The 22,235-nt window shown below is 53.4% G+C and carries 16 protein-coding genes and 1 other RNA gene; 5 read left to right on the top strand and 12 right to left on the bottom strand.

Going from position 1 to position 22,235, the window contains the following annotated elements:
* Window positions 1-15 precede the first annotated feature (15 nt).
* The 5 genes from ACP3PW_RS12040 to ffs all read right to left on the bottom strand — a co-directional run bounded on the left by ACP3PW_RS12040 (window position 16) and on the right by ffs (window position 4,643).
* On the bottom strand, window positions 16-1,161 hold the full coding sequence (locus ACP3PW_RS12040; protein ID WP_426416942.1) for an acyl-CoA dehydrogenase family protein: 1,146 nt from the start codon (window positions 1,159-1,161) through the stop codon (window positions 16-18).
* Window positions 1,162-1,322: 161 nt separating this feature from the next.
* Window positions 1,323-1,919, bottom strand: a complete 597-nt coding sequence (recR, locus tag ACP3PW_RS12035) for a recombination mediator RecR (protein ID WP_426416941.1) — start codon at window positions 1,917-1,919, stop codon at window positions 1,323-1,325.
* Between the two features lie 19 nt (window positions 1,920-1,938).
* Complete coding sequence (locus ACP3PW_RS12030; protein ID WP_426416940.1) at window positions 1,939-2,265, bottom strand: YbaB/EbfC family nucleoid-associated protein; 327 nt, start codon at window positions 2,263-2,265, stop codon at window positions 1,939-1,941.
* Window positions 2,266-2,292: 27 nt separating this feature from the next.
* Window positions 2,293-4,389 (bottom strand): DNA polymerase III subunit gamma/tau, encoded by a 2,097-nt coding sequence (gene dnaX, locus ACP3PW_RS12025; RefSeq protein WP_426416939.1) that lies wholly within the window; start codon window positions 4,387-4,389, stop codon window positions 2,293-2,295.
* 157 nt (window positions 4,390-4,546) lie between these two features.
* Window positions 4,547-4,643, bottom strand: an RNA gene (gene ffs, locus ACP3PW_RS12020) — signal recognition particle sRNA small type.
* A gap of 153 nt (window positions 4,644-4,796) precedes the next feature.
* On the opposite strand from ffs, the gene ACP3PW_RS12015 reads away from it, so the two are divergent.
* From ACP3PW_RS12015 to ACP3PW_RS12005, 3 genes are all read left to right on the top strand, one after another.
* On the top strand, window positions 4,797-7,073 hold the full coding sequence (locus ACP3PW_RS12015) for an ATP-binding protein (RefSeq protein ID WP_426416938.1): 2,277 nt from the start codon (window positions 4,797-4,799) through the stop codon (window positions 7,071-7,073).
* A complete protein-coding gene (locus ACP3PW_RS12010; RefSeq protein WP_426416937.1) occupies window positions 7,070-9,304 on the top strand; it encodes a bifunctional diguanylate cyclase/phosphodiesterase in 2,235 nt (744 codons plus the stop codon). The genes ACP3PW_RS12015 and ACP3PW_RS12010 overlap by 4 nt, the downstream gene beginning before the upstream one ends.
* Before the next feature lie 95 nt (window positions 9,305-9,399).
* Window positions 9,400-10,260 (top strand): patatin-like phospholipase family protein, encoded by an 861-nt coding sequence (locus tag ACP3PW_RS12005; RefSeq protein WP_426416936.1) that lies wholly within the window; start codon window positions 9,400-9,402, stop codon window positions 10,258-10,260.
* Window positions 10,261-10,268: 8 nt separating this feature from the next.
* Here ACP3PW_RS12005 and ydiJ read toward each other — a convergent pair whose 3' ends face one another.
* From ydiJ to ACP3PW_RS11970, 7 genes are all read right to left on the bottom strand, one after another.
* Complete coding sequence (gene ydiJ / locus ACP3PW_RS12000) at window positions 10,269-13,319, bottom strand: D-2-hydroxyglutarate dehydrogenase YdiJ (protein WP_426416935.1); 3,051 nt, start codon at window positions 13,317-13,319, stop codon at window positions 10,269-10,271.
* A gap of 123 nt (window positions 13,320-13,442) precedes the next feature.
* Window positions 13,443-15,263 carry a protein kinase domain-containing protein gene (locus ACP3PW_RS11995; protein ID WP_426416934.1) on the bottom strand — a complete coding sequence of 607 codons (1,821 nt, stop codon included), beginning with the start codon at window positions 15,261-15,263 and terminating at the stop codon, window positions 13,443-13,445.
* A 28-nt stretch (window positions 15,264-15,291) separates the two neighbouring features.
* A complete protein-coding gene (locus ACP3PW_RS11990; protein ID WP_426416933.1) occupies window positions 15,292-16,899 on the bottom strand; it encodes a dihydrolipoyllysine-residue acetyltransferase in 1,608 nt (535 codons plus the stop codon).
* 12 nt (window positions 16,900-16,911) lie between these two features.
* Entirely contained in the window at window positions 16,912-17,889 is a 978-nt protein-coding gene (locus tag ACP3PW_RS11985; RefSeq protein WP_426416932.1) for an alpha-ketoacid dehydrogenase subunit beta, read from the bottom strand.
* Window positions 17,882-19,066, bottom strand: coding sequence for a thiamine pyrophosphate-dependent dehydrogenase E1 component subunit alpha (locus ACP3PW_RS11980; protein WP_426416931.1), 1,185 nt, complete (start codon window positions 19,064-19,066; stop codon window positions 17,882-17,884). The genes ACP3PW_RS11985 and ACP3PW_RS11980 overlap by 8 nt, the downstream gene beginning before the upstream one ends.
* Window positions 19,067-19,215: 149 nt before the next feature.
* Entirely contained in the window at window positions 19,216-20,064 is an 849-nt protein-coding gene (locus ACP3PW_RS11975) for a hypothetical protein (RefSeq protein WP_426416930.1), read from the bottom strand.
* Between the two features lie 33 nt (window positions 20,065-20,097).
* The gene (locus tag ACP3PW_RS11970; protein WP_426416929.1) at window positions 20,098-20,223 is read right to left on the bottom strand and encodes a hypothetical protein; all 126 of its coding nucleotides are present in this window, start codon (window positions 20,221-20,223) and stop codon (window positions 20,098-20,100) included.
* Between ACP3PW_RS11970 and ACP3PW_RS11965 the strand changes: the two genes are divergently transcribed.
* Both ACP3PW_RS11965 and fic read left to right on the top strand, forming a co-directional pair.
* Complete coding sequence (locus ACP3PW_RS11965; RefSeq protein ID WP_426416928.1) at window positions 20,222-20,587, top strand: hypothetical protein; 366 nt, start codon at window positions 20,222-20,224, stop codon at window positions 20,585-20,587. The genes ACP3PW_RS11970 and ACP3PW_RS11965 overlap by 2 nt on opposite strands.
* Before the next feature lie 437 nt (window positions 20,588-21,024).
* Window positions 21,025-22,143 carry a protein adenylyltransferase Fic gene (fic, locus tag ACP3PW_RS11960; RefSeq protein WP_426416927.1) on the top strand — a complete coding sequence of 373 codons (1,119 nt, stop codon included), beginning with the start codon at window positions 21,025-21,027 and terminating at the stop codon, window positions 22,141-22,143.
* Window positions 22,144-22,235: the final 92 nt, after the last annotated feature.

Here is a 22,235-nt window from a genome sequence, read left to right as displayed (position 1 = left end):
GGATATTGGCGAGATCTACAGCCCCATCTGCTTGCTGATGATCTCGTTCATAATTTCCCGAGTTCCACCGCCAATGGAGAGAATTCGGTTATCCCGGTACAACCGCTCAACCAAAGACTCGCGCATCAAACCGTAACCGCCAAAGATCTGCACCGCCTCGTAGGTGATCTTGTCACTGACATCGGTGGAGAAGTTTTTCGCCATGGAGATCTCCTTAATCACCGTTTGGCCTGCATTCATACGTGCCGCCTGACGGTAGGTAAACGCCCGGCTCGCCTCCAGCTGTGTCGCCATATCCGCTAACTTGTGCTTAATGACCTGAAAACGGCCTATCGGTCGGCCAAAGGCTTCTCGCTCACGCACATAGTCAAGGCTCGCACCGAGCGCCAATTCGGAGGTCATATTTGCCATGATCGCCAACTGCAAGCGTTCCGACTGGAAGTTGGACATAATGGCATAGAACCCCTGATTCTCAGCGCCGATCAAATTTGCTGCCGGAACCATGCAATCGTCAAAAAAGAGTTCGGCGGTATCAGAAGCCCACCAACAGCCTTTTTTAAGTTTACGGCCCACGCTGAAACCCGGCGTTCCTTTTTCGACCAGCAACAGACTGATGCCACCGTAACCCTCGGCTCCCGTGCGGACGGCAACCGTGCAAAAATCAGCACGAACACCACTGGTGATGAACGTTTTAGAACCATTAACTTTGAAATACTCACCATCTCGTACTGCTCGTGTTTTTAGATTGGCCACATCCGAGCCACCACTAGGCTCGGTAATCGCAAGTGCCATCACCTTCTCTCCCGCCAACACGGGCGGCACAATACGCTCCTTGAGATCCTGACTGCCCCACTTGACGACCGGAGGCAGCCCAATATCCAGTGAACCCAGACCCGCAGCGAAACCACCGGATCCGGCACGCATTATCTCCTCACTGGCCGCCACCTTATCGAACAGATCGCCTCCGGTTCCACCGAACTCCTCTGGATAACCGACCCCGAGAATCCCCAATGCGCCGGCTTTACGATAGATCTCAAGCGGGAACTCCTCGGCTTCCTCCCACTGGTCAATAAAAGGCGCCACCTCCCGTTCGATAAACTTTCGAACCGTTGCCCGAATCATCTGCTGGGACTCGCCAAAATACTCTTGCAGGTCGCTCATGGTTGCTCCTTATGCGTGAAAACATACTACCAAGCGCTTGCTTGGTTTTGCAACTAGCAGAAAGCAAGGGGGCGCAGGAATACCTGTCACCAGTGATTGGGCGTTATAACGGAGGGCGACAAAGCGGGTGCGGGGCGCAGGAAGCCCGACCAGCCAGGGTTCTAAATAACCATACGGCCGCGGAAAGCGTGGGCCAGTGTCCCACCATCAACAAACTCCAACTCTCCCCCCAGGGGCACACCGTGGGCGATTCGGGACACCTGAATCCCTCTTCGTTGGACCTGTGTCGCAATATAGTGTGCGGTCGCCTCACCCTCGACGGTTGGGTTGGTCGCCAGAATGACCTCATCGATGGATTCGTCATCGAGGCGCTGGGTGAGTTGATCCAGCCCGATCTCTGCCGGACCAATCCCGTCAATCGGGGACAGATGTCCCATTAATACGAAATAGAGCCCACGATAACCTCCGGCCTGCTCGATCGCCAGCACGTCGGATGGGGTCTCAACCACACAAAGCTGCTGCCGCTGCCTCGCGGTATTGCTACAGATCGAGCAGCTTTGGGTCTCGCAAAGGGTACGGCACTGAATGCAGCGGCCGACTCCCTCTACTGCGTCTTGCAACACAGCAGACAAGCGTGAAGCACCTTTACGGTCACGCTCTAGCAGGTGAAGTGCCATCCGCTGTGCAGACTTAGGACCTACACCGGGCAAGCAACGTAGCGAATCGATTAACTCGTTAATCAGTGGACTGAAGGACATCAGGGTTCCAGGGTAGTGCCTAGAAGGGCATTTTCATGCCGCCGGGTAAATTCATGCCGCCGGTAACAGCCGACATCTTTTCCTGGGTGTTTTTTTCGACCTTGCGAACCGCATCGTTTACCGCAGCCGCCAGCAAGTCTTCTAAAATATCTTTCTCTTCCTGCAGCAAGCTGTCATCCAGCTCTACCCTTTTCACATCATGCCGACCCGTCATCACGACTTTAACCAGTCCAGCACCGGATTCTCCGGTTACTTCGGCACTGGCCAACTCTTCCTGGGCCTTTTGCATCTGCTCCTGCATTTTCTGGGCTTGCTTCATCAAATTGCCCATACCGCCTTTCATCATAACTACCTCAAACACGCTATGCCGATACTAAATCGGCTGAATGGAATCGTCGACGATTGTAGCAGAAAACTGTTCCAATATTGCCTTTACATTGGGGTCTCCATGGATCACCTGCTGAGCCCTGGCTAATCGTTCGGCGGCATTTCGCTGCAGATATTGCGCAGGCGTTTCTGCCGTTGTCGGCCCCCGCTCAATCTCCAATTTAAGAGGCAATGCGAAATAATCACGCATCGCTTGTTCAACTCGCCCCTCATGGGTCGAATTCAGCAAGGTGGCATTTTCCGGGGCAATCCGCATCAACACGGTACTCTCGGAGACCGAACAAAACTCCAGGTGAGTCGCAATACTGAGGGTAACCCCGGACAAGCCAAACGCTTTATAACCCTGCGACCAATCCAACGGAGCAAAACTTTCGAGCGGGGTTTTTCTAGCTAACGCCACAGGTCCCGCGCCTTGACGGTTGTCGGGCGCAGTGTCATCGGTGGCTGGTTGAGTAGTTATCGTAGCGGCAGCGGCATTCTCCAGGACTCCATCACTCTCCCCGTTCACAACCGCTACGGTAGCTTGCTGGGAACTCCCCGAACTGTCCACCGCCCCTGACGCCACCTCGTCATTACTCGGCTCCCCCGCAGAGGCTGCTGAGGATGACTCGTCAGAGTCCATCAGGTGGGAATTTTCCATGTACTGCTGGTACGCTTGCTCAGCCTCATAGGCATCAACAAGGGTGTCTGATCCAGTTTCACTCACAGGCTCCGCAACGGGAGCGGCAGGAACAGGATGGGCTGCCGGGGTCAGGGTTACCTCAGCAGTCGCTAACGGCTTTTTTACGCCAGCCGTGCCCTCCTGCAACCCTGATTCTTCCTGTACCGGTGCCGCCCCCCCGGGAGGATCAATGTCGACCGTATCGGCAGCCCCAGCTTCGGCCGGTGTTTCTGCTAAAGGTGCACCGGAGGAGTCCGCCGTCGACGCGCTGCCGGCGTTGAGCTCCCCGACCTGAGTCCCTTCGTCGATAAGCCGTTCCGTTGCAGGATCGGGGGTACCCTGGGGCTTAAACGCCAACATGCGCAACAACACCATTTCAAACCCTGCACGGGGGTCGGGAGCAAGGGAAAGGTCTTTGCGGCCAATCAAAGCGACCTGATAAAACAGATGCAGATCCTCCGCAGTCAATCTTCCCGCAAGGTCAATCACCCTGTCGCGATCCCCCTGACTGTTGTCCACGGCATCCGGTAACACCTGCGCCAGGGCCATGCGGTGCAATACGGAGAGCATATCTGCCAAAACCTTCGAGAAATCGGGGGAAAACTCCGCAAGATTGGCGGTTGCAGCCAGCGTATCGGCAACACGGCCGCTAACCAGCGCTTCGAGGATCTGATAGACCTGGGACTGATCGATAGTGCCGAGCATGGCACTGACCTCCAGCTCGGTAATGCGCCCCCCACCATAGGCAATCGCCTGATCTGTAAGACTCAACGCATCACGCATGCTGCCATCGGCGGCTCGTCCAAGCTGCCATAAAGCAGCCTCCTCAAATGGGATAACTTCCTGCTCAAGCACGTGTTGGAGGTGAGTTACCACACGCTCAGGGGACATATTTTTAAGGTTGAACTGCAGACAGCGGGAAAGAATGGTGACCGGTAATTTCTGCGGATCAGTGGTTGCCAGCAGAAATTTCACATGGGGGGGCGGTTCTTCAAGGGTTTTTAACAGGGCGTTAAAACTGTGGGTAGAGAGCATGTGCACCTCGTCAATCAGGTACACCTTATAGCGCCCCCTTGTTGGGGCGTACTGAACGTTGTCTAACAGCTCCCGGGTATCCTCAACCTTGGTGCGTGACGCGGCATCCACCTCGATCAGGTCGACAAACCTCCCTTCATCGATCTCTCGACATGACCCGCACTGGCCACAGGGTTCTGAGCTAATGCCGGATTCGCAGTTCAGGCATTTGGCAAGGATGCGGGCGATCGTGGTCTTTCCCACCCCTCGGGTCCCCGTAAACAGGTAGGCGTGGTGCAGGCGATCGTGATCCAAGGCGTTAATTAATGCCTGGAGGACGTGGGTTTGCCCCACCATTTCCCGAAATATCCGCGGCCGCCATTTTCGGGCCAGAACCTGATAGCTCATGCTGTATAGATCACCTGCATCATGCAAAGCAGGTATGCTAACCAAGATGCCACGGGATTGCACCTATCCCCCGCTGAGCCGTGGAAAATCCTCTCGAGGCCATAAGGGTGACTCAATGCAGCAGGTCAGAAAAAGGAGGAGGAAAAATGGAGGCAACCCCTGCCAGCCACACCCCGGCACATGAATATGCTGCTACCGTTGCTCCCTTCCGGGCCTGGCGGAGTTTACAGCGATTCATTGCGGGGGGACCAACAAGGGCTACCACAAAAAGCCGGACGATTGCCCGAGCGCGGCGAATTGTCCCTAATTTTCCTATGCAATGCAAGGCTGGATATTTACATAGTGGGCTTTCATTGCCATAGTCAAATGTGTCGGCCTCCTCCAGAAATAAACCAGAGACCCAATCTATGATGCGCTGGTATAACAGTCGCCCTTTATCTGTAAAGTTTTTGCTGCTGGCACTCCCCCCCTCCATCGTCGTAGGGCTGGTATTTTTAGGCTTTGTTTTACTCAACCAAAAATTGTTGCTCGAGGAGACCAACCAAGGCTACGCGCAGAAACTTGCCGAACGGGATGCCGAACTTCTTTCACGTCCTCTGTGGAACCTTGAAGAGTCATCGGTATTGGCGATACTGGAAACCATTAAGAACGAGCAACGCTTAACCTGCCTACAACTGGTTGACGTACTCGGCTTTGAAGATTACCCGGTATACGGAAATTGCCAGCAGGAAAAGGATATTATCACCCTGTTACAACCCATCGTATTCAGGGATCTACAGGGAGAACACCGACTAGGCACTCTCCGGGTTGCCTTCAACATCCACGCAGATTTCAATGTATTGCTACAAAGCATCGGTATCCTCGGCGGACAAATACTCCTAATGCTGATTGTCATAAGCGCCAGCATCTTTTGGGGGTTCCGGGTTACCATTTTGCGCCCCATGACGCGCTTCTCCGACTCTATCAAAACCTTTCGCGAAACCGGATTACGCCAAGCGGTCGACTGGGACACCAACGATGAGTTGGGGCAGCTGATACGCGAATACAATTCCGGGCTCATCAGCCAGCAGGAATCCGAAAGAGCCATCTTGCAAGCGTCAAGGGAGTTTGAAACCACCATACAGAATCTTCCCTTTGCTCTTGCTGTGGTGACAAACGAACGCCGCGTCATTGTTTCCAACTCTGCATTTAAACAGCAGCTGGGGTACTCAAGCTGGGACGGCGAGAGTCTCGACGGCTGGGTCACACTGGCGTTTCCAGACGAAATGTATCGCGAAGAGAGTGTCGCGCTCATGGCCATTCATGTCGCGCATGCAAACAAAACCGGGCGCCTTACCGACCCCCTAATTCGTGATATAAAAGATACTCAGGGTAGAACCCGAATCATAGAACTACGCTATTTTCGACTCGAGGAACGGGGTGTCTTTACCTTTACCGATATTACACCTCACAAAGAGGCGGAGCGTGAAATCGCAAAGTCGGCTGAACGATTCGAAATAACAATCAGAAACCTTCCCTTCGCTCTTGCAATCACGAACAAAAACCATGATCTAGAGATGGTCAATGCCGAGTTCAGTCGCCTGTTCGGCTACAAAAGAGAGGATATCGGAAACTATACCCAGTGGCTGGCAGATAACCGGGTTTTATCTGAAACCGAGGAACCCTCCGCACTGCAAAAACTTGCTCATGAAGAAACGGTTTCGGGGCAGGTCGTTGGCCCTATCGAGGCTCAACTGCAACGTAAGAACGGCAAACAGATACTGATAGAAACACGCCTGCTGCAGCTGGCAGACCGCAACATCTGGGCAATGACCGACATAACCGCACGGGCCCGGGCCCAAAATGAGATCCGCCGGGCCAAAGACGATGCAGAACAGGCACTCGGGGAGTTACGCATCGCACAATCCAGCCTCGTACAGTCTGAAAAATTGGCGTCATTAGGCAGCCTAGTAGCGGGTATCGCCCACGAAATCAATACGCCAGTGGGCATAGGAGTGACGGTCGCCTCTTCGCTAAAAGACAGGCTCCCGAAAATCAAGGATGCTATTTCAGGCGGGACACTGCGCAAATCAGATTTTGAGCAGTTTATCCGCGAGGTCGATGAGGCAACGGTGCTGCTCAACAGCTCACTTGGCAACGCCGCGCACCTAATTCAGGATTTCAAACAGGTAGCAGCTGACCAGACAAGCTCCCAACGGCGAGTTTTCAATCTTCATATCGTCATCAATGAGGTCCTCTCTACCCTTGGCCCCAAGTTCAAGCACACCCAACACAGCCTGCAAGAGAACATCAACGACAGTATTGTTATGGATAGCTACCCTGGCCCCCTGGGACAGATCATTACCAATTTCGTCACCAACGCCCTGATTCACGCGTTTGACGATAAAAACCCGGGTACGATGGAACTCACGGCTGATCTGGACGAGCCCCAGCAACGCGCCCTGATACAATTCAGGGACACAGGCAAAGGCATTAGCGAAGAGCATTTGGCACGCATATTCGACCCCTTTTACACCACTCGCATGGGAGAGGGGGGCACCGGGTTGGGCCTCAACATCGTCTACAATATTACCAATAACATTCTGGGGGGCACGATTCGTGTGAGTAGTGAGCTCGGCAAAGGAACCCTGTTCGAACTATCATTACCGCTGAAAGCCCCTGTCACCACCCGAGAGAACGCATGACAGCCAATGATGACCTTCTAGTATTCGTGGATGAAACGGAGCCTACCGCTGTTGATAGCAGCCAACCGCCGTGGAAAATACTCGTTGTCGACGATGAACAACAGATGCATCAGGCTACCCGCTTTGCACTCACCGACTTCAACTTCAATGATCGTCCGCTTGAGATCATCAGCGCCTACACCGCCCGCGAGGCCCGAGAGATCCTCGACGATGAGACCGATATTGCCTGCATTTTCCTCGACGTCGTCATGGAGTCCGAAGATGCAGGTCTGAAGCTGGTTCCTGTAATCCGTGAAGAGATGAACAACGGCGCTGTTCGAATCATTCTTCGTACCGGACAGCCCGGTTATGCACCGGAAGTAGAAGTTATCCAACGTTATGACATCAATGACTACAAGGCAAAATCAGAGCTAACGCAAACACGGCTGTTTACCACCCTCACCTCGGCGCTGCGCTCCTATCAGCAGATTCAGACTATAGAAGCCAGCCGCGAGGGTCTGGAACTGATTGTCCAGTCGTCTTCCAGTCTCTTTGCCTTTCGGGCTATCAAGCAGTTTGCCACAGGAGTGTTAACGCAGATATGCAGCTTGTTGCAGGTGAAGGCTGAAGGGGTCATTTGCGCCCATACCAACACCCTGCTCCATCAGAGCCAGATGAATATTCTCGCCGCCGCAGGTCAATATTCAGACTTTGTCGGCCGCCCCCTGCTTACCATGAAAGACCTGCGACTGTGCAGGGATATTGAAACCGCCCTCGAGCAAGAACAGTCATGTTTCTACGACGACCGTACAGTACTATATCTGGAGCTCCCCTCACGGGATAAGATTGCGGTTCATATAACAACCCCGTCTCCGCTGGCAGATATTGACCGACAGCTATTGGAGGTCTTTTGTGTCAACATCGCCATCGGCTTTGACAACGCACAGATGTTTGAACGCATTGAATCCCTGGCCTTCCATGATCAGTTGACCAATTTGCCAAACCGGGTTTCCTTCCTGAACAGGATCGATGACCGGCTAAGGCACTCCGACTTACAATTCATGGTCATTATTGCCGACGTTGATAATTTTCAGGCAGTCAACGATGGTCTTGGGGGCGATATCGGCAATGAAGCTCTCAGAACCATCGGGCGAATGCTCAATAGCTGTTGCCCAAGCAATGAGATGCTTGCCCGCCTCGGAGGCGACCTGTTTGGATTAATTGTCCCTTATCGCACAGAGAAGCAGATCGAACAGACCTTGCAAACCATCCTCTCAAAGTTTGTCGAAGCGGTTGTCATTGAAAAAAATCACATCCCTATCAGTCTGTCTCTTGGAGCCAGCCTTGCTCGTATTGACGGCGATGAATCCGAGCTGCTATTTCGAAATGCAGGTATCGCACTCAAAAACACCAAGCAGCATCTGCGCGGTGGCTACACCTGCTTTAAGGAGGATATGACTCGCGATCTCCGGACTCGGCTCGATACTATTAACGAGCTAAGAGTAGCCATCGATAACGACGAGCTGTACCTGTTATTTCAACCCCAAATAAACCTGGAGGGTGGACGCCTTGAGGGTGTAGAAGCACTGATCCGCTGGTGCAAACCCGATGGCACCCAGGTGTATCCGAATGATTTTATTCCGGCGGCAGAAGATTCCGGTTTAATCGTTCAGATCGGCCTGTGGGTATTAACCCAAGCCTGCAAGCAGCAGATGGCCTGGAAGCAAACCTCAACAGGAGCCATTCGCATGGCGGTTAACGTCTCCATGCGCCAATTCCAGGAACCCGATTTTGTTAAAACCGTCATTGCCGTGGTTGAGCAGACAGGCATTAACCCCTCAGATCTGGAGTTGGAGCTTACAGAATCGATCATCATGTCCGACTCCCGAGTTCTAACGGGCAAGCTGAACCAGCTCAGGGCCGCAGGAATCCAGATAGCGATTGATGATTTTGGGACCGGATACTCCTCCCTCAGTTATTTACAAAGCTTGCCGCTGGATCGTTTAAAAATCGACCGAGCGTTTATCACACATATCGACTCCCGAGCTGAGGATGCGAGCATCGCCGCAATGATCGTTGGGATGGGACACGAACTTAATCTGAGCGTACTGGCCGAGGGTGTGGAAACCAAGGCCCATGAGCTAGTACTAAAGAAACTCGGCTGTGACGAAGCCCAGGGCTATTTTTATGCCAAACCCCTGCCTGCCGAACAGATCCAGTGCTTCGAGATGCCCGAGGGTTCAGCCAGCTAACTAATAGCGGAATAGTATAATACTCGACCCTCGTGCCGCATACACTCAGACAAGGCAGCATGAGGGATTAACCTTGATCGATAGCGGCACTACCATTGTTCCCATTCTGGCGGGTGGCGGGTGGCGGGACAAGACTCCCCGCTCACGTAGGCATCCTTCAAGCGCTGTCGGAGCTTGATATCAACTTTAATCACCTGGTCGGTGTTTCTGGAGGAAGTATTGTCTCCTCTTTCTACGCGACTGGACGCTCGTTAAAAGAGATCAAACAACTTGCCCTTGATATCGACTTCCAACGTTTTCGTGGCCAATCCCTGATACGCTTGATTAAAGCGGGCGGTCTATCTTCAGGGGACGAATTCGAGCAGTGGCTGGACGATGAACTCGCGGGGGTACGCTTTCGTGACCTGCCGCTGGATCTTCATATCGTGGCTACTGATGTGGCCTCCAGCCAACCGGTTATCTTTAATCGCATCAACACGCCGGATCTGGCCGTATCACGGGCGGTTCGTTTTTCTATCTCAATCCCGCTAATTTTTAGCTTCAAACATTTCGAAGACCATGTCCTGGTTGATGGCAGCATTCTCTCGGAAGATGCACTGCACAGAGATTGGGCGCAGGATGGTACCCCCGTACTGTGTTTCCGCATGCGTAGCAGGCAGCAAACTCAACAACGGATCAGTAGCCTCATACCGATTAAAGAGTATATGTCGATGCTGATTCGCACCTTTATGACCACCCTCTCCCGAGAGTACATCAACGATGCATTCTGGCACTCCACGATCATCGTCGATACCGAGCACTACTCACCGGTAGAGTTTCGATTGACCCGTGCAGACAAATTAAAACTTTACGAAATGGGTTATGACACCACCCTGAATGTGGTGCCACAAAAAGCCCGAAGCCTTGGCAGCACCTCATTACACCCCAGCCCCCAGCTCACTGACGCTAGCCAGTAGGCTCAATTTCACTGCTGCCGCAACAACGCCAACAGGGCCTGGGCCGGATGTTGAAGGCCGACTCCATCGACTCGTTTAACCTGGCTGCGACAGGAGTAGCCAGTCGCCAGCAGCTCACTGGCAGGTGACGCTTCAACCATGCGCTGCCAGCTCTGGCTATATATCTCTCTGGAGGTCTCAACGTTATCCGACTCGTGGCCATAGGTACCCGCCATGCCGCAACACCCCAAAGAGGGCACCTCAAGGGTTTGCCCCAGAGCCGAGAACACCCTTTGCCAGGCTTTGATAGAGGGCGCCGCCGAGGTACGCTCGCTGCAGTGAGCCATCAACTTGAAAGCAGGGCCAGAGTCCATGCGCCGCGTTGATAACAACTCATGTTGAGTGGCTAACCACTCTTGTAGCAACGCTACCCTGGGCCACTGTTCCATCACCTCGGCATATTCCTGCCTGTAGGTAAGCGTCATTGAGGGATCTATACCGACCAGTGGAACTCCCAGAGTCTCAATGGCGTTAAGGGACTCTGCGCTATCATGGGCAACTTTATCAAACGCGCCCAAAAACCCGTGGACATGTAACGGCTTGCCATTGGGAACAAAGGGTGCCACCTCAACATGGAAACCCAGCTCCGCTAGAAGATCGATCAGATCAATCACCAGTGGCGTTTCGAAATAGCTGGTAAACGCATCCTGTACAATAACCACTGTGCGTTCGAGTGTGGCAGTGTCCAGCTCCTGCAAGTGTTTAACCGAGCAAAATCCCATGCCCCGTTCGTTAAGCGCATTGCGCAAACTGTTACGACAAATAATCGGGCTATCAACCATGCCGGTCATTTTTTTCATCAAAGCCTGCATAAGGCTGTTGTTCATCGCCCAGTTGTACGGAGCCGGGAAGCGGCTCAGGGCTGGAATCATAAACTCCAGTGCACCGACAAAATAGTCTTTTAGTGGACGCAGGTAACGACCGTAGTACAGTTCAAGAAATCGAGAACGAAACTGAGGAACATTTACTTTAATAGGGCACTGACCAACGCAACTCTTACAGGCAAGGCAGCCCTTCATTGACTCGTGCACTTCATGGGAAAAATCGTACTCCCCACGGCGCTTGCCAGTGGTATTTACAATGCGCGCCGGTATGGAACGGACCCATCCTCTGCTGCGGTGCTGCTGAGCTTCCGCGGGAAGATCAACCCCCTGCTGTTGCATCAGCCGTACCCACTCCCGAACCAGCGAGGCCCGCCCTTTCGGAGACTGGGTGCGCTCCCGGGTCCCTTTCCAGGAGGGGCACATTGCATCATCGGGGTCATAGTTATAGCAGGCGCCATTGCCATTACAGTACATCGCCGCCTGAAAGTGCTCGCGAGCGTCAGACTCAATTTGACGGTCATATTGGCCGCGAGTCGGGACCTCATCGATGCGCATCAGCTGGGAATCAACGGTACTTGGCGTACAGATTTTGCCCGGATTAAGCTGGTTACGGGGATCAAATATGGCTTTGATCTGGCGCATAACAGCATACAGCTCGTCGCCGAATAGCTCGGGAGCATACTCTGATCGCAACCCCTTACCGTGCTCACCCCAAAGCAGCCCTTTGTACTTTTTAGTTAGCTTGACCACCCCATCGGTCACTTCTCGAATCAGCTTCTCCTGGGCAGGATCCTTCATATCAATTGCGGGCCGTACATGCAGAACACCCGCATCTACATGGCCAAACATGCCATATTGCAACTGGCGCTCATCAAGCAGCGCACGAAACTCCATAATAAAATCGGCGAGGTTCTCTGGCGGTACCGCCGTGTCTTCAACAAAGGGGATCGGGCGCTTTTCGCCTTCGGCGTTACCCAACAAGCCAACGGATTTTTTTCTCATGGCCCAGATACGCTGAATCGCATCATGTCCCCAGGCCACGGTATGGGAGAACGCCTTGCCTTGATCACCGGCTGCTTTCGACAAGCGCTGTTGCAACCCCAACACTTTTTGGCGTAGCTCCTCGTCGTCATCAGCGGTGTATTCCACAAGGTTGATACCCTGAATCGAACGTCCGTGCTGGGGCGGAAAAAATTCACTAACGGTATCCCATACGATATCCCCCATCGCCAACTCCAACACTTTGGAGTCAACGGTCTCGATCGACGTCGGGTTGGCCTGCATCAGGTCCTGTGCATCACGCAGAGCATCCTCAAAACTGGAATAACACAGGTTCACCAACGCCACGCACTTGGGAATCGGCAGCAGGTTGAGCTTCGCCTCGGCAATAAATGCCAGGGTACCTTCGGAACCACAAAGTATGGAGTTGAGGTCAAATAGTCCTGCAGGCGTGCGCACATGGGCCAGGTCATAGCCTGTCAGGCACCGATTCAACTTGGGAAAGCGCTCTTCAATAAGGGCTTGGTGGGTACTGTGAAGACGATCCAGTTCGCTGTAGATCTGCCCCTCAAGAGAGGCCGATTCGGCACTGGCTTGCAGGGTTGCAGAATTAACCGGTGTTGATTCCATCACGGAGCCATCCAGCAAGACCGACTTAAGCGCCATGACATGATCCCGGGTTTTGCCGTACATACAGGATCCCTGCCCACTCGCGTCGGTATTGACCATACCGCCAATGGTGGCCCGGTTGCTGGTGGAAAGTTCCGGCGCAAAAAAGAGGCCATAGGGTTTTAACGCAGCGTTTAGCTGGTCCTTCACGACTCCGGTTTGAACTCGCGCCCAACGCTCTTCGACGTTAATCTCCAGAATCTGGTTCATATGGCGGGAAATATCCACCAGTAATCCATCGCTGAGGGACTGCCCATTAGTGCCGGTGCCGCCCCCCCGAGGGCTTAGTACGATATCCTGAAAATCTGTTTCATTGCTTAGGGACGCGATCAGCACCAGATCTTCGACGCTACAGGGGTAAAGTACGCCCTGAGGAAGAATCTGGTAGATGCTGTTGTCCGTCGATAGCACTACCCGGTTGCCATAATCGGCGTTGAGATCACCTGAAAAACCCCTGCTTTTCAGGGTTTCAATGAACTGGAGGTAGTGCTGTTGGGTATCGTTGATCTCTGCAATACGGGGGATCATCGGAGTCCTGCCACGTGGAATCGTACCTATTGGGACGGGCAATAATGCGGTAAAAAGGCGGCTAACTCAATTACGGAGAGGGGATTCGGGGCTTTTTCCCGATTCCGAACAGGCAGGCCGATTTTATGGCTCGCCGCGAGGGTCCCGAGGATAAAAGCGTTCAGGAAGTCGATCGATATGGGTGAACTGGCGCGTATCCTTGTACGGCATTTTCATAAAGCCGGAGATACCCAGCCCGGTAATACGGGGTACTGCTTGTAGAATTTCATTGAGGTAACGCTTGAACAATGCCTCTTGGGAGGGGTCAAGCAGTTTGAAATAACTATGCACCTTGAGGTGGGTTTCCAGACTTTCGAAGATAATCAGGCCCGTGTGATAAATCCGGTTGAGTCGGGCAATGCGCAATACAATCTCCCTCGGCAGTACCAGATTCTCCTCCGGGTCCTTGCCATCTTCAAAGTAGGAGTGTTCCCGACTGCCATCCTCCAGCTCTGGAGTCGCTGCCACTTCGTAAGGGATCACCATATCCGCATCGGGAACGAAGGGGTCGTGGAGAGAATCTCGGTCAATGTGCAGGGTTCTGCGAGCGTCGAAGAGGCAGCTTTTAAAAACTCCCTGGCGATAGATAGTGCGTGCCAGCGTGACCATATTATTGACCGATACGCTAAAAGACTCCCTTAAGTGCTCGTCATGCAAATTCAATGATGAATCGATATAGACACCATCGGCTTCCCAGCGCACCGCGAGCCCCCCCACAACCGGGTACTTTCCAAGCCGTCCGACCGCAGCCAGAAAAGCCTTTTCAGTGTCGCCCATCCCTTGCAAAAAGTTCTTATAATAACGATCAAACTGCACATCATCGATATCCCGCACAACCGCCTCGGCACCCTCCTCCTTCAGGAACGCCTTGCGGGAGCTGTACACGACCGTATCGATCTCCTGCTCACGGTGATGAACCCAAATAGGGATCAGGTGAGGCTCCGGCTGAGCCGGCAGATCGATCATCAGGGTACGCGCCATTGCGGGCATATTGCGCATAAAATAATCACCCGCCTGAGCCCGTTGCTGCACATCACCATCGAGCATCCCCGCCAGAACCCGGGCAAACTCCACCGGCAGCCCCAGCGACGTTGGCGGTATCGCACGATAGCCGAAACGACAGGATTGCCCTGACGCCATCGCATAAAGTGTGGCGGCCAACCCCTGTTCATCAAAACGCGGACTCGACAAGCCCCCGCCTAACTGCTCCGGACCGATGAAATAGACATCTCCCAAGCGGGCATTGCTATTGTGAAGGTCGCCCGACATCAGCTCCATAACGCTGTTGGAAACATACTGCTGATGCTCATCGAGCTGGGCGAACACCGAAGACCCCCAATCTATGAGGGCCACACGCTCGGTGCTGGGGTCAAACACAACGTTGGAGGGTTTGATATCTCCGTGCACTACCACACGATCACTCTTTACAGAACCTCCACGCAGCTCCAATAGAATGCCATGTAGCTGGCGCGCAAAGTCCACCACACGCCGGGGTGTAAGCCTGCCCTCCTGCAACGAAAGCTTTTCCAGGTCGATTCCGGGAGCTCGCTCCATCACCAGGATCGCCTGCCGGCGTATGCGCTGGAATGCGATCAGTGACGGTACATGGCTATGATCCACCTGCCCCAGCATGTAGGACTCCTCTTCGAGGCGATCCTGCACATGCTGGGGCAAGGTGATACGAGAGAATTTAAACACCAGCCGACGCTGGTCAGGAGCCACACCCCCAAATACGAACCCAAAGGCACCTTTACCGATCAACTCGATCTCTCGATACCCCAACTGCTCCAGTTGCTCCTGACAAAGGCTCACCCAGTTTTTCAGTTTACGGGCATCATTCTGGCTGAGCAGATAGATCGACTGCTCCTCCGGAATATAAAAGCGCTGCAGGTCCGGCTTATTCATCAATCGTCTCTAGAACCTTTACGAGGCATCAACTCAGTTCCAGTAACATCGTGGCGGGATGTTCCAAATAGGATTGCCACAGTGCATTAAAGCGAGCAATGGTCCCCCCATCGATTACTCGGTGGTCGCCGGACCAGCTGACATTCATCAGCGAACGCGCAACAACGTCACCCGCCTCATTGAAGCGGGGCAAGCGCTGGGTTTTCCCCAACGCGACGATGGCAACTTCGGGGGCATTAATCACCGGCACCGTATAGGTGCCGCCCAACGCGCCGATATTTGAGATACTGATGGTGCCGCCTTGCAAGTCCTGCTGTGCCACCCTCCCCTCGCGAGCTGCCGCCGTAATACGCTGCACCTCTGCGGCGATCTCCAACAGGCTCAGGGTCTCTACTCGCTTGATATTGGGCACCAACAGCCCGACTTTAGAGTCCACCGCCATGCCGATATTGCAGTGGGAAAGATAGTGAATCTCGGTACAGTCGTCATTGACTCGGCTGTTGAGAACCGGGTACTGATCGATGGCCATTGCCAACGCCTTCATAATGAAGGGCATCAGGGTAAGGCGGATTCCCTGCGCCTCGGCACGGGGTTTGAGCTGCGCCCTAAGCGCCAATAGCTCGGTGACATCGATCTCTTCGCCATAGGTGAAATGGGGGATAGTCGACGCTGCCAGCGTCATCTGCCGTGCCATTGCCGCGCGTACACCGCGAATGGGCTCAACCTTTAGCCCATCGAGCAGAGCTTCCTGCAACAGGGGTATAGCCGTCGACCGGGAAGTGGTTTCTGCTTCTGCCTGAACAGCTTTTTCCACGGTATCGGCTTTTACGGGGGCCAACTGTCCCAAGTATCGTAGAAGATCCTCCTTTAACACTCTCCCCTCGCGACCACTACCGGCGATGGTGGATAGATCCAGTTGGTGCTCGCGAGCTATACGTCGTACCGCCGGGCTTGCCAGAGCCTTGCCCGCTTTTACTGCCGACGGGGTTGTAACCCGAGAAGTCGAGACGTCCCCGGTCTGAGGGGGTACCCCACCCGGTGTAACGATCACCTCGCCAGCATCATCGGCGCGCATGGAAAACAGTGCCTGGTGGACCTTGGCAATCTCTCCCTGCTTATAGTGAAGACGGGTAATGACACCCGCTTTATGGGCAGGAATTTGCACCAGGGCCTTATCGGTCATCAAGTCCACCAAGGGTTGATCCTCCGTTACCCGATCCCCCTCGTTGACCAACCACTCGACCACCTCGCATTCAACGATCCCCTCGCCGATATCGGGCAACAAAAATGCCTCCTCTGCAGCCCCTGTGGCTGGCGCGGTGGTGGGCTCTGGCGCCGGGGCAGAAGCCGGTAAGGCAGGGGCTTTATCGGCAATAACCTCGCCATCACCGTCACCGTCCTTAATTTCTACCGCAAACAAAGGTGCGTGAACCTTGGCAATCTCTCCCTGCTGGTAATAGAGCTTGGTGATTCGACCCGAAAAAGGCGCCGGGATCTGCACCAGCGCTTTATCGGTCATAACATCGGCTATTGGTTGGTCCTCCACTATCTGGTCACCCTCGGCGACCAGCCACTCAACCAACTCACACTCAACAATACCCTCTCCAATATCGGGCAGTATAAAATCCTGACTCATGTTTAATACTCCCTAAAATTGGACACTGGCCATTAGCGCTTCGTACACCTTAAGGTGATCCGGGATGTACTCCTTTTCGTGGGCTAATGGATAAGGGGTATCGAGCCCGGTAACCCTTGATATCGGAGACTCCAGATAGAGAAAGCAGTGCTGCTGAATCGTCGCTGCGATCTCCCCGGCAAATCCGCCCGTAAGCGGGGCCTCATGGGTAATCAACAGGCGCCCCGTCTTTGTCACCGAGGCGGCAACCGTATCAACATCCCAAGGCGCAATGGTGCGCAGGTCGATCAGCTCGCAGGACACACCCTGATGCTCCGCCATCTCCATCGCCTGTTCGGCGATCTCCACCTGTGCACCCCAGGCCAATAGCGTTATATCGCTGCCCTCACGGACAATGTCTGCCTGGCCCAGCGGTAACTGATAGTCCTCCTCCGGCACCTGGCCCACCGAGGCGCGGTAAATTCGCTTGGGTTCAAAAAAGATAACCGGATTTGGATCACGAATCGCGGCCAGCAGGAGTCCCTTGGCCTGGTGAGGATTACGGGGTACGACCACCTTGAGGCCCGGCGTATGAGCAAAGTAGGCTTCCGGTGACTGGGAGTGATAAAGCCCCCCGGCGATCCCTCCCCCATAAGGCGTGCGAATGGTCAGCCCCCCTACATTGAACAGGTTCCCCGACCGGTAACGAAACTTGGCCGACTCGTTGACGATCTGATCAAAGGCCGGAAAGATATAATCTGCAAACTGAATTTCCGCTACGGGTACCGAGCCCTGTGCGGCTAGCCCATTAGCGAAGCCGATTATGCCTTGTTCCACGAGAGGGGTATTAAAGCAGCGATCTCTTCCATAGCGCTCTTGCAGATTGCTGGTGGCGCGAAAAACGCCGCCGAAACTGCCAACGTCTTCGCCAAAACAGATCACCTTATCGTTGTCCGCCATGGCAATATCGAGCGCGTTGTTCACCGCCTGTAACAGGTTCATCTTAATCATGATCAAGCCTCCCTGCTGTCTTGGGATAGGCTTCCGGGTACTTGCGTATATGGGTTTTAAGCGCCTCGAGTTGCTGCTTTAACATCGGCGTGGGTTCGTCATAAACATCGGTAATAAGACCATCCAATTTACACACCGGACGCTGTTCTGCTGCTTTCATCGTGCGCAACACAAGCTCCCGCTCTTCCGCAAACAGGGTTTCGTCCTGCTTTTCACTCCACCATTGCTGATTGACCAGCCAGTTGCGAAAGCGAGCCAACGGGTCCTTTTCCCGCCACCTGGCCTCCTCCTTTTTGGAGCGGTAACCCGAGGGATCATCGGATGAGGAGTGAGCCGCCAGACGATAGCTCATCGCCTCGACCAGCACCGGCTCGTTATGCTCTACTGCAAGCTTCCTCGCCTCAAGCATTGCCTGGTAGACAGCCAGCAGGTCGTTGCCGTCGACCCTGATGGCATGCATCCGATACCCCAGCGCGCGCGGCGCAATACCATCGGCCGCGAACTGTTCGCTCGATGGCGTGGAGATCGCGTAACCGTTATTACGGCAGAGAAAGATCACCGGCACTTTCAATACCGAAGCCATATTCAGCGCTGCATGAAAATCCCCCTCAGAGGCAGCACCCTCTCCAAAGACCGTCACCGTACAGCGCTTTTCCCCTGCCAGTTTCTGGCCGTAGGCATAGCCGGTGGCTTGGGGAATCTGGGTCGCCAGAGGTGAAGAGATCGTCATGTAGTGCAACTTGGCAGAACCGTAATGGATCGGCATCTGTCGCCCTTTACCGTAGTCGAGCTCATTACTAAACAACTGATTCATAAATTCATCGAGGCTGAACCCCCGATAGACCAGTGCGCCCTGCTCTCGATACTGGGCCATGATCATATCCTCATCTTCCAGCGCCGCGGCAAAACCGACTGTGGTCGCCTCCTCACCGGTAGATTGCATATAAAAACTGAGGCGCCCCTGGCGCTGGGCCGCCAACATACGCTCGTCCAGCACCCGGGTGCGAACCATAGCGTGGTAAATTTTGAGGGCTTTGGCTTGTTCCAATGCAGGTAACTCAGCCCCGTCAAACGGGCTCCCATCCTGCTGGATCAGTTTAAAGGTGGATATCTCGAACTCATCGCCACGGACAAATTCAGGTCGGTAGACGACCCGTTCTCGGTTGGGGGTACTCATAGCTGCCTCGTTGTTGTTTTTAGACAGTTGCACTTACGCCCCTTATGAGGGCTGCGCTTTAGTAAGGATAGTCGGTACCCGGTAGGGTAACCTGTGCCATTTGTACTCTACTTTGACGTAAACGTAAACCCGGGCAGGAGGCGCTAGAGTCAGGGCGTAAATTGCTGACGGGTGAGATCAGCGTGTTTCTTCCACAAGCTCTGTGGCAACCAGCGCTGATAAGCGCGAATTTGGGCCGGCTCACCCCTGGAGTCTCGAATAACCGCATTGAGCTGTTGAAAAAACTCCTTATTCCACTCACCTTTAGCGCACCCCACCCGGGCCAGGGAAAACTCACGGGCCTGACGTATAGGGATAAATGCTATTTCGTCCCCGCGCCCCATGAGACGCGCCTGATACAGAGCCTCTTCGGGGCGCGCCAGCCAACCATCAACGAAACCGGATAATAGTCGGAGCATGGAGACCGCATTGCGGTTAACACCCTTCTCAACCTGAAACGGTACCGCCGAATGGCTCTTCAGCGCCAAATCGATCTCGGGTGAGTAGGAGCGCCCTTCCACCCGCTGAATACTGGTTGTGCTTTGGGTAACAAGGCTGGAGAAATCCAGGTAACCCTCGTCATCCATAAAGGGCTCGAACAGGCTACGGCGGCTCCCCAGAATAACCAACCCGTTGGCAAACTGAACCTGATTAGCTTCGCTGAAATCCATAAACTGTTTCCTCTCCTCACTCACAACCAGAGAGGCATGGCATACCGGGAGACCGCGCTGCATCTCCCGAAACGCTCTTTGCAGGCTAGCTTCAAGCAATAGATGGCTGTATTGGGGCAACCGCTGCATATAGTGCTCGACCAAACGATCAACGCTGCCCTGACCCGCCTCATGCCCGGAAAGAATAAAGAACGGGGGATAACCGGTACGAGCCCACTGCACGGTTTGTGAATCGGCCTGAAGTGGCCAAGCACATAACAACAGTAAAAGTATAATGGCCGCCCGCATAGCCCGTTGCCCCTGAAAGCTTACCTCTTTAAGCTAGTTGTGCTCAGGAGACTTTTCAACCAGCTCCCTGCTACCCTGGCTGACGACCTCAAGCACCAGCAACAGCCAGTAAGTGGCCGCCAGTAACGCCATAAACCTTCGTAGCCAGGCCTCACACATGCCGACCCACCTAAAGCTTTCCAACGACCAAAGCTACGTCCTCGTGGTTCAAACAGGTCCCCTGCGCGCAGAGGAGATATACCAGGCCCGGGCCGAGTCTCTTCCCCTTTACCAACAGTGCGAAAAAGCCTTGGTCGATTACCGGCTGGCGGATATCAGCAGCATCCCCTTTCTAGAGATCGACACCCTGGCAGCCGAATTTCGAAATGATGTGCCTAAATGCAAACGGATGGCGATTGTTCGCACCCAAGGGAAGGACGAAGCGCATTACATACACCTGCAAAAAGTTTGTGTTATCAGAGGAGTGGATACACAGATTTTCGACACCCTGACGGACGCACAAAACTGGCTAGCCAAAACCTGAAGCGCCCTGTTATGCCTTTAGGATGCATTGCCCCCTGCAGAGCTTCGCCACTAGCGTGGCCCGTTTCCAATGCGCTGCATTGGTCGAACCGCGAGGGTTCTCTTACCTTCCCTAACACCATAAACATAAATGCCCGGAACAAGGAGGGAGGCAGTAGAACTGAACACATAACTAATTGATTTATATGTCTTATATGGCAAGGTGGATATATCGGTGTTCCTTGCAGTGTTCCTTGCAGTGTTCCTTGCAGTGTTCCTAAATAGAAAAATCACTGTTTATTCCCTGTCAATCAGCTGCCTACCAATTTTTACGCTAAATTGCGTAGCCAACTGCTCCATATGTTTGTATTTTAAAGAAATATCGACACAAACCCTTGACGTGTCGATGCTATCGACACAAACTCTCAATATGTCGATAAAACTAGAATTTATAAACATATGAGCTGGCACCCTGAAAAGCCGTATAACGAGCTTCCTTTATTGCCTCCAGGCATCGAGCTGGAAACCAAGGCTGTACTAAAACAGTGTATTTCTGCTCGGGTAGCCCTTGCTGAGCTTAAACAGGCAGCAGAGTTAATCCCCAATCAGGCGATGTTAATTAACACCTTGCCACTATTGGAAGCCAAAGACAGTTCAGAAATCGAAAATATCGTTACTACTACTGACAAGCTCTTTCAGTTTGTCGGCAGTGATGATGCCCATGCAGATCCCGCCACCAAAGAAGCACTTCAGTATCGAAGTGCTTTGTATGAAGGTTGGCAGACACTAGCGCAGCGTCCTATTAACACCAATATGGCTGAGTCTATCTGTAGCCAGATTAAAGGTGTCGATATGACAGTGCGTAAAGTACCGGGCACAGCTCTGGCCAACGACAGTACAGGTGAAATAATCAGTACGCCCCCCGCTGGTGAAAAGGTTCTGCGAGACCTGCTGAGCAATTGGGAGAAGTTTCTGAATGAGCAGCCAGAATTAGACCCGCTGATTCGCATGGCCGTGATGCACTATCAATTTGAGGCGATTCATCCCTTTACTGATGGTAATGGCCGCACGGGTAGAATCTTAAACATTCTGTACTTGGTACAGGAGGAATTACTGACCCTGCCGATCTTGTACTTAAGCCGTTACATCATAGCCAACAAAGGCCTGTACTATAGCGGCCTTCTGGCCGTGACCCGCGAGCAGGCCTGGGAGGCCTGGTTGCTGTATATGCTTGAAGCGGTCGAAAGCACGGCCCAATGGACAACACAGAAAATTATTAGCATCCGTGATCTGGCCGACCATACCGCCGATTACGTGCGAGAACAGCTGCCAAAGATTTATAGCCGCGAACTAATAGACGTTATTTTCGAGCAGCCTTATTGCCGTATCAGTAATTTGGTGGAAGCGGATATAGCTAAACGGCAGACGGCTTCTGAGTATTTGAAGAAGCTGGTAAGTGTCGGGGTGTTAACGGAACAGCAGGTAGGTAGAGAACGGCTGTTTATTCATCCGAAGTTAGTCCGGTTAATCACCGGGGATAGTAACGAAGTCCAGCCCTATAAATTAATGAGTTCTTGATAAGGGATTAGCATGGAAGAGCAAGACTTATTTGAAACCACCTACGAAGAAGACTTTCTGCGACGAGACTTAGGTGTAATCGTGCATCGGCC

Origin of the sequence: Aestuariirhabdus sp. LZHN29 (assembly GCF_049985285.1) — a bacterium.
GTDB lineage: Bacteria > Pseudomonadota > Gammaproteobacteria > Pseudomonadales > Aestuariirhabdaceae > Aestuariirhabdus.
Note: the sequence above shows the minus strand (reverse complement) of the source record. Positions and strands in the feature narration are given on the sequence as shown.